The organism is Paenibacillus silviterrae (assembly GCF_030167925.1).
Lineage (GTDB): Bacteria > Bacillota > Bacilli > Paenibacillales > NBRC-103111 > Paenibacillus_G > Paenibacillus_G silviterrae.
In genome coordinates, this window is sequence record NZ_JASKUT010000001.1 from 3,233,566 (window position 1) to 3,245,910 (window position 12,345).

Here is a 12,345-nt window from a genome sequence, read left to right on the forward strand (position 1 = left end):
CCTTACTTAGTTGGTTTTCCACGCTTCAGGCAGAATGAAGCCGTCATATTTCTTAATTCCCTTAATATATTCTTCAAACTCTTTGGACTCATATGCAGCTTTTAAATCTTTGGCCCATTGTGTATTTTCATCTTTCTTATTAATCGATATAATGATTCTGTGCTGCATAGGCGTATTTTCTATTTTCAATGCGTCTGTAATCTTTTTGTCGGCATTTGCAATGTAATTTCCGTTTACAACGCCATAATCGACATCTTGCAGCGATACAAGGATTTGAGCAGGGTCCAGAATTTTAAAATCAATTTTATACTTGTCCGGCTCCATGCTGTTAATGTTAAAATCCGCCACACCTGCCCCTTTTTTAATTTTGATCCAACCGAGTTCTTCCAGAATTCGAAGAGCGCGCTCCTGGTTAACCGGATCATTGGGAATAGCAACGGTAGTGCCGTCTTTTACATCATTGAGCGTGGTGTGCTTGACAGAATAAAGACCTTGCGGCGCACTCGGCACATAAGCAATTCCAACCATATCGGCTTTAATTTCTTTGTTAATCGCCTCCATATACGCTGTACTTTGGAATACACTTGCGTCAATGGAGCCCTCCTTCATGGCAGGGTTTACCTGCATGTTTTGAGAGAAGGTTTTCAAATCAACTTTGTAGCCTTTCTTCTCTAAAAGCGGCATAATCGATTGGCGGAATTGCTCTTCATAGGTTCCGACGCCAAATCCAACGGTAATTTTTTTCTTCTCTTCCTGTCCTGCGCCTGAAACTGAGCTCTTGGCTTCACTTCCGCCGCACGCCGATAACAGCATGACAATCCCAACTAAAATGACGAATAATGCCTTTTTCATACTTTTGTCTCCTTTGCAAAAACAGATTTTTTAAACTGCTCCAGAGCCTCATCCGTTACGTTAAGCGGGATTGCGCAATTTGGCGCAAGAATAAACGGTTGTTCTTTCATTAAGTTCAATGCTTCCTCCGCCTGCTTTTGAATTTGAGGAATGTCATTGGAAGCAAACAATACATGATCGACGCCGCCGATCTTTGTAGCGTTTAAAGCGGCATCCAATCCCGGATTTCCTTCAGCCTTTGTATCCCAGCTGATTCCATCGATCGGGTAGTCGTTAAATCTCTCGGGCTGTGAATTCGCTCCACAAGTATGAAGGACATTTTTTCCGTAGCTCGCAGCCTCCAGCACAATGGAATCATAGGGTCTGGAAAATTCATTAAACATCGATTCGTTAAACAAGCCCGGATGAGCCGTACCGGTCACCGCGTAAAACAGACCATCTGAACCCGCTTGCTTAAGCTCTTGTACATAATCGGCCATGGTTAATGAAATTGCATGCAGTGCATGATGTGCGGCTGCTCGATGTTCTTTAAATAAAGATTCCAAGGTGACAGGATTTTCAATGCCAAAAACCGTTTTGGTTACATAAGCGGACCGGCCTACAATAAACAAAAGAACAGTTAAAGGCGAAAAGACAGTTTGAATTAAAGGGGTGTCAGGCAACCCTTGGCGAATCTTTCTTACCGCAACTAGCTGCTCCAATAAGGGTGCTGTATGCATTGCCTTTTTTATATCCAGATCCCAAAGATTAGCGGCTGTCGGAACGACGGTCGTTTGCTGGCGGGGAAATACGGTTTGATAGTCCTGAAAGTCATACTCATTCCCCCAGGCTTCAGCCAAATAGGTTGCTCTGGGATTGATTTTGACCCAATCCCAATCATATTTCTTTGTAAAAGAAATCGTCGCTTCCGTTAAATCGGCTGCATTTTGTTCCTTATCGATGAAATGGCGCCAGCCGCTGACAATCGGGCGATCCGCCCGTTCCCCGGATAATATGGCATTAAATCGGTCTTGTTTGCTCCATTCACTCATTTGTTGTCCTCCCTGCTTAAGTTAATCACTAATAGTGGCGAATCTTCCTCGCTACCGTGTTTCCTAAAGATTGAATGCCTTGTACGAAAATAATAAGAATAATGACAGTAGCAAGAACGACTACGGGATCAAATCTTTGGTATCCATAGACAATAGCCATATCTCCGACGCCTCCGCCGCCAACCGTTCCGGCCATCGCCGTTGCGCCAATTAACCCGATTGTCGCAGTCGTCAAGGAAAGGATTAACGATCCGATGGCCTCCGGCAACAGAAAGTACCAAATGACTTGAAGCGGTGTTGCCCCCATCGACTCGGCTGCTTCAAGTATTCCCGGATTTACTTCGAGCAGGGAGTTCTCTACCAAGCGTCCGATATAAGGTGCGATATAGATAATAAGCGGTACGATCGCTGCGCTTGTCCCAATCGAAGTATGAACAATTAAGCGTGTAAACGGGATGATGGCAACGAGTAAAATAATAAAGGGCAAGGAGCGGACAATGTTAATCACGGGATTTAAAATGCTATAAAGCACTTTGCTTTCCAACACGCCGCCCGGACGGGTAACCACCAATAAAATTCCCAGCGGAATGCCGATCAAAGACCCCAATAACAGGGACATCCCCACCATATGTAAGGTATCGATGATTGCCTCCAGAAATTGATCAGTTGTAACAGTAGTTGACATCATGCTTTTCCACCTCCTCCACGCCGACGCCGTTGTTTTTAAAGAAGGACAGGGCGTTATTCACCTCGTCCGGTTCTCCTTTTAACTGAACAATCATGTTCCCTAAGGTCGTATCTTGAATCTCCGTCATATTGGCGAATAAAATATTAACCTTCACGTTATATGACCTGATCATTTCATACATAATCGGCTCGGAGGCGCACTCACCGATGAATTCCAGCTTGTAAAGCCCGCTTCCAGGTTCTTGTTTCACCGTTTTTTGTACGCTGTTGGTGATGCTGTTCCGAATCACGGTCTTCACAAAATTTTGCGTCGTCGGATGCTTCGGATGTCCGAACACTTCCAAAACGCTGCCTTGCTCGATGATCCGTCCACTCTCCATCACCGCGACCTTGTTGCAAATCTCCTGAATCACCGACATTTCGTGGGTGATGATCATAATCGTAATATGATATTCCGCATTAATTTTCTTCAAAAGCTGTAAAATCGAGTGCGTCGTCTGCGGATCTAACGCCGATGTTGCTTCATCGCACAGGAGAATGGAAGGATTGGAGGCCAGCGCTCTTGCAATCCCTACGCGCTGCTTCTGCCCGCCCGATAATTCGCTCGGATAGCTGCCCGCCTTGTCGCCTAACCCGACAAACTCCAGCAGTTCCATCACGCGCTCGCGAATTTCATTTTTATTTCTTTTTAATAACACCATGGGGATCGCCACATTATCGAATACTTTTTTCGATTCCAGCAGGTTAAAGTGTTGGAATATCATGCCAATATTTTTTTTGGCTGCACGCAGCTCCTTCACGCTATATGCGCCTAAGTCATGTCCATCTACAAAAACCTGCCCTTTCGTCGGTCTTTCCAAATAGTTGACCAGACGGATCAACGTACTCTTTCCCGCACCGCTGTACCCGATAACCCCAAATATATCTCCTTTCTCTACCTTTAAGTTGATCCCTTTTAGAGCATCGTTGGAGATCCCTTTCCGGGTATAGGTTTTATGAATGTCTTTTAATTCAATCATAAACATTCCTCGCATTTCATTTTGAGTTTTGGTGATAAGCTTTCACTTTCAGTTTCAACAGTGCTTGCTCCGCCAAAAAAGCAAAGTATTGGGAAGCCGGTAATAACGTCCCCTCATCGACATCGAATTTCGGATGATCCAGGGCATGGGCAGCGCCTGTTCCGATATTGACAAAAGCACCCGGTATGTTCTGTAAATACAAGGAGAAATCTTCACCTCCCATTTGCGGCGCGATATCATATACCTCATATCCTGTCTGTTTGGCGATCTCTTTGGTGAAATCAGTCCAGTACCCATCATTTATCGTTGCAGGCGGACCTGGAAACCAATGCAACTTTGCCTCCGCCCCGGATGCTGCGGCAATTCCTTCTATGATTTGAGTCATTTTTTCTGGAATCATGCGTCGAATTTCTTCATTATGTGTCCGAACCGTGCCTTCCAATTCAACAATCTCCGGCAGTACATTCCAAGTGAATCCCCCATTTATTCGGGTTACACTTAGCACAACCGGCTCCAGAGCACTGTTTTGGCGGCTTACGATCGTTTGAAGCGATGTAATGATTTGAGCCGCTGTTACAATGGAATCCACACCGTTTTGCGGATAAGCGGCATGAGCGCCGATCCCTTTTACCTTAATTTCAAACCGGTCAACCCCGGCTGTTAAAGCTCCGATTCTCGTTCCAAACGCTCCAGCAGGCAAATCGGGCGAGTTATGAAGTCCGAATATGGCCTCTACCCCTTCAAGCCCTCCCGATGCCAGCACGCTTTCAGCCCCGTGACCGGTTTCTTCCGCCGGCTGAAATAATACTCTAACCCTTCCGGGCAGTTCATCTTCACGGGCTTTCAGCAAGTATGCGGCACCTAAAATTACGGCCGTGTGAAAATCATGACCGCATGCATGCATTTTCCCCGGAACTTCTGACGCAAATGGCAATCCGGTTTGCTCTTCAATCGGGAGTGCGTCAATATCGCAGCGAATGGCTACGATGGGCCCTTTACCTTGTCCGATTTCTGCGATAAGCCCTGTTGTTAGAGGGAGATCCAATATGGAAATATTGGCGTCTGTCAGCCATTTCCGCAATTTTCCTGTTGTTTTAAACTCTTCGTAAGATAATTCAGGCTCCCGATGAAGGTTTCTACGAACTTCAATTAATTGACTGCCTAAAGCTTGTTCCATCTCATCGAGCTGTTTAATAGACATAAACTTATACATCCTCCCTTCCAGTTATGGATCAAACGTATTATTTCGTTATGCTTTTCATTTCAGAACCGGAAAGCAGGCCTGTTAACGCTTGATCGAAATCTTGGATAATATCATCCGCATCCTCTAATCCGACCGAAATGCGAATTAATCCATCGGTAATTCCAAATATCATTCTCTCTTCCTTTGGTATAGAAGCATGGGTCATGGATGCCGGATGCTGCACCAAAGTTTCCGGATCTCCCAAGCTGAATGAAATCATCGCTAATTTTAGCGAGTTTATTAATTTTTGCCCCTCAGTCAAGCCTCCCTTTACTTCAAAAGAAACGATTCCTCCCATTCCCTTCATTTGCTTTTTGGCCAGCATATGTTGAGGATGAGACGCTAAACCCGGATAATAGACTTTATCGATCATAGGATGGGACTCGAGGTACTCGGCAACTTTCTGGGCGTTGCCGCAATGTTTCTCTACCCTCAGGGCCATTGTTTTCATTCCTCTTAAAATTAAGAATGCGTCCCACGCGTTTAAATGTTGTCCCAAATCACCCATTAGTTTCTTTCTCATAAACTGGATCATATCTTTTTTCCCTACAATGAATCCTGCCAGGACATCCCCGTGTCCATTAATATATTTAGTAGCGCTGTGAACCACCACATCGGCGCCAAGCTCTAAAGGCTTCTGCAAGCAAGGGCTCATAAAGGTATTGTCGACAATGACGGGCAGCCGGTAGGTTTTGCAGGCTTCCGAGATGTTTCCGATATCCAGAATGGTCAATCTCGGATTGGACGGCGTTTCGATATATACCGCTCTCGTATTGGGTTTTATCGCCTGAATCATTGCCGGGATATCCGTGCAATCGACAAAATCAAATTGGATACCGAAGCGGGGAGCCAATGAAGTCAGGAAGCTATAGGTTCCTCCATAAACATCCTTCGTTACAAGGACATGATCCCCGTTCTTCAAAAAGCCGAGCAAGGCGATGGAGATCGCAGCCATTCCACTGGAAACGCCCAAAGCGTCTTCTCCACCCTCTAATGCAGCTATCTTTTTTTCCAGGGTGCGGGAGGTGGGATTTCCGTATCTGCCGTAATAGACGCCTTCCGACTCTCCGGCCACAACAGCCGCTGCTGTTTCCGTATCAGGGAAGGCATAGGCGACTGCGGGAACAATACTTTGAGAGATGGCGCCGGTGTGAGGGTCGGGAAACTGTTTTTCATGAATAATCTTCGTATCCATATTCCATTCTGTTTTCATGTCCAACTCACTCCTCCTCGTTTGTCTGAATTCCTTTAATTCTCTCTAATGCAGTAGCTAGACTATTCATGATATGATCCTGCATTGCTTTTTCCGCGCCTTCCTCATCCTTTTCGGTAATCTTCTGCAAGATCAGGCTATGTTCTTCATCTGCCTGCTTGTTCCAATCGCCTTGCAGGGATACAAACCGGCAGTAGCGAAGCGCATGATCCCTTAACTGATTCAAGATTTTGGCAAATGTTTTAAGCCGGCTGATTTCAGATAAATAATCATGAAATTCAAAGCCGTAGGAAACAAATTCATCATTATAGCCCAGTTGAAAAGATTGCTTCATTTTGTCAATCATAGCCGTTAAATGCTGAATATCTTTATCTGACGCATTTCTGGTCGCATTCTTAGCTATGTAGCCTTCCAGCATGCTGCGGATTAGAAAGATTTCCTCAACCTCTTTCAATGTTACTGGCGCCACTTTCAACCTTCCATTCGGTTGCCGGACTAGAAATTCCTCATTCTCCAACCGTTGAATCGCTTCCCTTAAAGGAGTGCGGCTGACGCCCAGCATGGCTGCCAAGCTTTCTTCATGTACAATTTCATCCGGCTTTAATTCGTTATCTATAATTTTTTGTTTCAATGCAAAGTAAGTATTGTCCTTTGATAACCTGCGTGTCTGCATGATTGAAGTTTTCATATACATCTCCTAGTCAAGATTTTGATCGTCCCTGTCTCCAAAAGTATAATTGTATAATTGTATACAATTATTTAATTAGTCTTCCCGGATTCAATTCCCTCAAATTGACATTACAATTCAAACCTAACATATACATGTCTCTAATTGTGGAATTTTCCTTATTATACTTACAAAAAACGCATTTGTCTACACGTTTATGTAATGTTTAATGACATATTAGAGGTTATAATTCAAAAAAACAGAGTGTTTGTGAAGAAATACACTGTTAGTGTTATGTTTTATAACATTAAATTGACATTATTGCATAAAAATAGAACTCTCAGAAGTTATTGAAAGGCCGCAAATCTATTGAGACGTGGTCAATCGTGGCTTCCCCTTACGGGGAAGCATAATGCATAAGGGCTTACGGCCCTTATTACATCAAGCCGCCAATGTCGGAGCATTTACATACGCATCAAAAGAAAAAGCCCTTTCTTAGAAGGGCCTGCATTTCAAACTGTTACTTCTCGTTATGTCATTCCAGAACTAATAGTGAACAGCATTCCACATGCACCGTATGCGGGAACATATTAACTTGGGTTGTGATCTGTAGCAATCGCTGAAACCTTGGTTTTACGGGCTTTTTGTCAATTTATTTTTGCTCTAGAAGGCTTCAATCCGAGGACTTCTGTTGATGCTTTACATCAATTTCACATCAACACCAAAGAATCTCTTCATCGTAGCAAGCGCGCTTAAATACCGCATATGTTTGAAAAGGAAAATGGTGCTATAAAGCCGCGATGCTTCATGTTGGGAGAACTTCTAAGATCCTTCGTTAGTTACTTGCACCTTTTTTGCCAATGATTGCATCTTTAGCTTCATATGCTCTTTCAACAACCACCTACGATGACGTGCAGCCATGATCAGACAATCATGGCAGACAAACTGTGGTACATTTGTATCTTGATCATAATAAATGTCACCGTCATGTACACTAGAATACTGTGACTTACACTGTGAACATTCATACTGTTTCTGAAACATCACATCAACTGGTAAAATGAAGGCATCTTTCTCCGGGTCTGATTCATACCCTTGCTCTTTCCAATAAGCACACAAAGCAGCCAATACACCATTTTCCCAATCTACTTTAGTGGGTCCAAAATGTTTATAAAATGTATTCATTGACGAATATATTTTGATTCTCTGCTTCTGGATCATCCGGTTCACGCCAAACATAAATGGCCATTACTCGTTAACCCCTATTCCATTGGTAATAATCAGTTTTTCCACCTAACATAATTGGTGAATCTTTAAATCACTGAAAAGAAAGTTAGTGAATAGAAGCGACACTTGATAGTGGATTGCTTTGGATTAATGATTTAATTAATCCGCTGGCGCTATTTTGATTATCTTTCAAACATCGAATATCACCAAATACAAAGAAATGGTCTTTTGCCCGCGACACAGCTACATTCATGAGACTCTTATTTGCATCGATAAAGTAACTTCCATCGTTCTTGCCATACACAGTTGAAAGTATGATAATGTTACGTTCCGCACCCTGAAATGTATGAACCGTGCCCACGCTTATTTTATTGCATAAATGAGGCATCTTTTTCTTTAATGCCGCTTTGATATACCACACTTGTGTTTTAAATGGGGTAATTACTCCAATTAGATTGTTTTCCGAATCTTCTGGATATGCACTGCGAATCATCTCGAAATGTTGATACAACCATTCAGCGATATAAGATGCTTCCACCTCGTTATACCTGCTGCCTCCTTGTTTTTTTGAACCTTCCGTAGCGATGTGGTTATACCCCATTTGCGGCCAATGTTCTAGAGGGCGGTTCTTACGATCGCTCCCCTTTCCACGCATGGGATTGAGATTTCCTCTATACACCAGTTTGTTAGAGTAATCGATAATTTCGTTATAGCAGCGCCGATGCTCCGAAAGAAACAAACCTTTTTGATTGTGTTTTTCATACTTACAGCTCTTTGAAGCAACCATCATTACACTTGAACCGAAGCTTGTTAATCCAGCCTCTTCTAACTTTTTGAACTGATCAATGGATTTGATCATACCATTGGCGAGAGCCAATGCCTTGTCTAATGATTTGTTGACACTCCATACAGGCTCAATCTGATGAATGTCTCCGACGACAACAGCTTTTTTAGCGAGTGCGAATGCGCCAGCCGCAATTTCAGGTGACACTTGTCCCGCTTCATCTACGATTAATAAATCAATAAAGTTAAATAGAAACGTATTCTTCTGCTCGTTAAATGCCAAAAACTGTTTTGGAAGCATGTAGAACGTCATTACTAAGCAAGGAGTAATCATTGAAAGCCTGCTATAAAACTTTGTTAGAACATTAGTGAAGGTTTTTCCTTTTTGCTTTTCGGTAAGTTCATCTTCACCATTTGCCCATCTACATTCAAAATAATGAACGGCTATCCAAAACTCTCGATAACGTATCGTTTTATCTATTAGTTCGTTAACCGTATCTATCGAAATATTATATCTAGTCGATTCACTGTTATGGAGAATGACCCCGTGCTCTCCTAAGGTCTTTAATTCATTGTTATACCTTTTTATCCAGTCCCTAATTAACTCAGCATCATCTTTTAGTTTTACAAACGACCTACTCAACTCCGCAACCTGTAGACTATATATTTCTTTAATTCGCTCGATACTCATAGATTCATCAAGAACTGCAAACTCTTCAGTGGAAATAAACAACCTGAAATCCGTTTGGATTCTTTTAAGGTTTTTCTTTGTTATCCTCGAGATAAACCTGATGATGAAAGGTATTTTACTGTAAACGATTTCCCATTCAGACACTCTATCTTTAATATTTTGAATTCTTACTTGAATATGATCCATTTGTTCTTCGAGCAATTTTAATTGTACGTCGATAGGAATATCAAGGTGCTGAAATTGATTGGACTCGTCACATAGTGCGAGTAGACTCCGTTTGCTTTCTTCGAAGAACAATAACTCTTTATGAAGAGCAATACGGCATTCTTCCAGATTATTAAACTTCGATTTAAAAAATTCGCTACAATTTTCGATTATTCTCGTTCTCGACTTATTTAGATTAGCTTCCGTCTCGATATCGGATAAAAAGTATTCGCCCTTATTATTAGTGCATTGATAGCCTTGATTTGTTGCTTCCTTTACTTTCGATCCAGAAGGAAAATAAGTAGCAAAACTATGTACACCTTCTATCCAACGATCTTCAAGGTTCGAGTCACTCATTTTTTTAATATTACCAAATGAAGCAATAATGTTCGTAACGGCTTGATTATTGGTCGATGTCGCAACAATGAGCGGCGCCTTTTCTTCTAATATCGCCCTTTTCACGTATGTATCAGCAACAATGGATTGCAATAGCGTGGTTTTCCCCGTTCCCGGTGGTCCATTGACAGCTAGAACTTCACCAACATTCATATGATTATAATGATTAATAGCCTCCCTCTGAGAAGGAGATAATGGATGCTCTCCTCCCATTTGCCCAGCATGCAGCTGCATATTGGAGGTCGAATTGGATATTAGTGACTCTGATATTACTTTTGGTATTGAAGTAAAATTATCATATAGCGGTTTAAGCTGAAGATCTTGAAGTAAGTAATTATACAATTTCAAAATATGAAATGTTGAGTTTACTGTATTATCTATAAAAAGATACATATTTCTTTCCAAGGCAAACGACGAAGTAGATTCTTCTTCTTGACTAAAAATATGGCTATCTTCAAATTTGCTATTCGTTACGTTTTCATAAAACTCTTTAAAGAATGACACATATTGTGCCCATGTACCTATTAACTCTACTCGATCGACATGATCACTAATAAAAGAATCAACATTACTTGCACTACCAATAGCCAACTTAGGCTCAACCATGGGTTGTAAGTATTCTCGAGGGAACCAGGGCAGCTTTTTATTTTCAGAATCAAAATACAGTTTACCGTTATTATCCATTTTTGCGGGTACAAAAAATAGACCTGATAATTCATCAACATCTTCTTGAATTTTAGCATTCGCTTCATACATCGTCTTTACTGTTTTCGCACTTACGATGACGTTTATAGTCGTTTTCTTAAATTTATTATCCTCATTGTTTGAACCTTTATTAGCTTCAGTAAATACCTTATCGCATGTCTCACTATGAATGCTTCCCTCTAACAACTGAGAAGCCTCAATAATGAAGAATGGCTCGTTCTTAAAATCTAGGCCCGTATTCGCCTGAGCCGATACGGCACTTCTAAAGTACTTTGTAATATTCTGCGATTGTCTGCTCATGTCCGACTCCTAATAATTACAACAAATTTAAACTCCGATTAGGTCAATATGCCTAATAATATCATAAAGATAAATGGAAGTCCTTACCTATTCAAGATTAGATTTCATAAACCGAACATCAGACCAATTGAAATAGAAAAGGCATCTGCCTCAAGAAGCAGAGCCTACGGTAACGGAATCTAGTAATTAGCGAAAAATTCACTATTTAAAAAGAAGAAAAGAACAGCCCTAATTAATTACTTGGCTGTTCTTGCTATGGTTCTAGCTTCTGCACAATGCATTCAATCCAAGAAGGAACGGCCTCCGATCGATAGGTTATTGAACCATCATCTGCGCCCAGAATAATTCTTCCCTCAGATAAACTGTTGTCAATCACAATTAAATGATCAATTAAATCAAGATGAGAAAGTAAATTTTGAATCGATGTTTGATGCCGCCTTATGATATCTTCAGAGGGAATATGATGTCCACCATTTTTAACCCGTACTGCTACCCTCTCAAGATTCAAATGATAATCGCCTAGACCGACATAGAACATTGTAACTTCGAACCCATTGGCCTTAGCATCACGCATAAGCCTGATGACATTACCTCCGGCCAATGTAGTTTCTACCGAAAAATCGCGCCTGTTAAGGATACAATCTTTGGCTAGTTTAATGGCTTCTTTCCCTGCCGATATTTTACGGCCTTCAGGATGAATCGAATCGATTGCCCGGGCTAAAGCGTCGGGATCAATATTAACACTTGTTCCGAGTCGATCGACAATAAGGTTTCGTATTGTGCTTTTCCCGCTCCCATTGTTTCCAGCAAAAATGTACATGACCGGTAACAATTCATGCATGAGAGGCATCCTGCTCGGTAACTGGAATAATATGACCGTCATTGTATTCCTTTACGATCTGGCCTTCTGCGGTTTTATAAACAATATATGTCTCGTTAGCCTTAGCATCCAACTTAGCGCGATCACCCGTTAGTTTGATAAGCTTTTGGAGATCTTTGATTTGATTCATTTTTTTTCACCGTCCTATATGCTAAGTATCAGCGTCTTGTTTTAATTATAACATAAAAAAAGAAGGACATTCGATCAGATCAATCCATTTAAAAAGCGCAAAGAAGCATAGAACCCGAACGATTTCTGTACCAATCGTTCGGGTTCTTTTCGTAAGGACTAGAACAGTTCATTCAGAATGCGCCCTGTTTTACACTGTTTTCTGATGATTTCCGCTCATTTTGGTTCATTTGTGTTGCACTTTTACACCAACTTTGCACCAATGGCTAAAAAATCAGTGAAAATCACCGCTGTATCACTAATTTCAACCCGTTGTTT

General features: G+C 41.6%; 11 protein-coding genes. All 11 read right to left on the reverse strand.

All coding sequences use genetic code 11. The features are described from left to right. Positions 1–6: 6 nt before the first annotated feature. The 11 genes from QMO62_RS14710 to QMO62_RS14760 all read right to left on the reverse strand — a co-directional run bounded on the left by QMO62_RS14710 (position 7) and on the right by QMO62_RS14760 (position 12,028). Positions 7–852, reverse strand: coding sequence for a MetQ/NlpA family ABC transporter substrate-binding protein (locus QMO62_RS14710; protein WP_284642031.1), 846 nt, complete (start codon positions 850–852; stop codon positions 7–9). Next, positions 849–1,883 carry a uroporphyrinogen decarboxylase family protein gene (locus QMO62_RS14715; protein ID WP_284642032.1) on the reverse strand — a complete coding sequence of 345 codons (1,035 nt, stop codon included), beginning with the start codon at positions 1,881–1,883 and terminating at the stop codon, positions 849–851. Before QMO62_RS14715 ends, QMO62_RS14710 begins: the two co-directional genes overlap by 4 nt. Positions 1,884–1,911: 28 nt before the next feature. Beyond that, positions 1,912–2,571 (reverse strand): methionine ABC transporter permease, encoded by a 660-nt coding sequence (locus QMO62_RS14720; protein WP_284642035.1) that lies wholly within the window; start codon positions 2,569–2,571, stop codon positions 1,912–1,914. Beyond that, a complete protein-coding gene (locus QMO62_RS14725; RefSeq protein WP_284642037.1) occupies positions 2,546–3,589 on the reverse strand; it encodes a methionine ABC transporter ATP-binding protein in 1,044 nt (347 codons plus the stop codon). Before QMO62_RS14725 ends, QMO62_RS14720 begins: the two co-directional genes overlap by 26 nt. A gap of 16 nt (positions 3,590–3,605) precedes the next feature. Beyond that, positions 3,606–4,790 (reverse strand): amidohydrolase, encoded by a 1,185-nt coding sequence (locus tag QMO62_RS14730; RefSeq protein ID WP_284642039.1) that lies wholly within the window; start codon positions 4,788–4,790, stop codon positions 3,606–3,608. 40 nt (positions 4,791–4,830) lie between these two features. Next, complete coding sequence (locus tag QMO62_RS14735; protein WP_284642040.1) at positions 4,831–6,045, reverse strand: trans-sulfuration enzyme family protein; 1,215 nt, start codon at positions 6,043–6,045, stop codon at positions 4,831–4,833. 7 nt (positions 6,046–6,052) lie between these two features. Continuing rightward, the gene (locus QMO62_RS14740; RefSeq protein ID WP_284642042.1) at positions 6,053–6,733 is read right to left on the reverse strand and encodes a GntR family transcriptional regulator; all 681 of its coding nucleotides are present in this window, start codon (positions 6,731–6,733) and stop codon (positions 6,053–6,055) included. Positions 6,734–7,534: 801 nt separating this feature from the next. Then, positions 7,535–7,897, reverse strand: coding sequence for a hypothetical protein (locus tag QMO62_RS14745; RefSeq protein ID WP_284642044.1), 363 nt, complete (start codon positions 7,895–7,897; stop codon positions 7,535–7,537). 148 nt (positions 7,898–8,045) lie between these two features. Continuing rightward, on the reverse strand, positions 8,046–11,018 hold the full coding sequence (locus tag QMO62_RS14750; RefSeq protein WP_284642046.1) for a DEAD/DEAH box helicase: 2,973 nt from the start codon (positions 11,016–11,018) through the stop codon (positions 8,046–8,048). Positions 11,019–11,271: 253 nt separating this feature from the next. Then, entirely contained in the window at positions 11,272–11,859 is a 588-nt protein-coding gene (locus tag QMO62_RS14755) for an ATPase (RefSeq protein WP_284642048.1), read from the reverse strand. Further along, complete coding sequence (locus QMO62_RS14760) at positions 11,852–12,028, reverse strand: hypothetical protein (protein WP_284642049.1); 177 nt, start codon at positions 12,026–12,028, stop codon at positions 11,852–11,854. Before QMO62_RS14760 ends, QMO62_RS14755 begins: the two co-directional genes overlap by 8 nt. Positions 12,029–12,345: the final 317 nt, after the last annotated feature.

Bases quoted from the DNA above. Each gene is read 5' to 3' on its own strand.
- QMO62_RS14745 (WP_284642044.1), bottom strand. From the start codon at position 7,897: ATGAATACATTTTATAAACATTTTGGACCCACTAAAGTAGATTGGGAA.
- QMO62_RS14735 (WP_284642040.1), bottom strand. From the start codon at position 6,045: ATGAAAACAGAATGGAATATGGATACGAAGATTATTCATGAAAAACAG.
- QMO62_RS14740 (WP_284642042.1), bottom strand. From the start codon at position 6,733: ATGAAAACTTCAATCATGCAGACACGCAGGTTATCAAAGGACAATACT.
- QMO62_RS14720 (WP_284642035.1), bottom strand. From the start codon at position 2,571: ATGATGTCAACTACTGTTACAACTGATCAATTTCTGGAGGCAATCATC.
- QMO62_RS14755 (WP_284642048.1), bottom strand. From the start codon at position 11,859: ATGCATGAATTGTTACCGGTCATGTACATTTTTGCTGGAAACAATGGG.
- QMO62_RS14725 (WP_284642037.1), bottom strand. From the start codon at position 3,589: ATGATTGAATTAAAAGACATTCATAAAACCTATACCCGGAAAGGGATC.
- QMO62_RS14710 (WP_284642031.1), bottom strand. From the start codon at position 852: ATGAAAAAGGCATTATTCGTCATTTTAGTTGGGATTGTCATGCTGTTA.
- QMO62_RS14730 (WP_284642039.1), bottom strand. From the start codon at position 4,790: ATGTCTATTAAACAGCTCGATGAGATGGAACAAGCTTTAGGCAGTCAA.
- QMO62_RS14760 (WP_284642049.1), bottom strand. From the start codon at position 12,028: ATGAATCAAATCAAAGATCTCCAAAAGCTTATCAAACTAACGGGTGAT.
- QMO62_RS14715 (WP_284642032.1), bottom strand. From the start codon at position 1,883: ATGAGTGAATGGAGCAAACAAGACCGATTTAATGCCATATTATCCGGG.
- QMO62_RS14750 (WP_284642046.1), bottom strand. From the start codon at position 11,018: ATGAGCAGACAATCGCAGAATATTACAAAGTACTTTAGAAGTGCCGTA.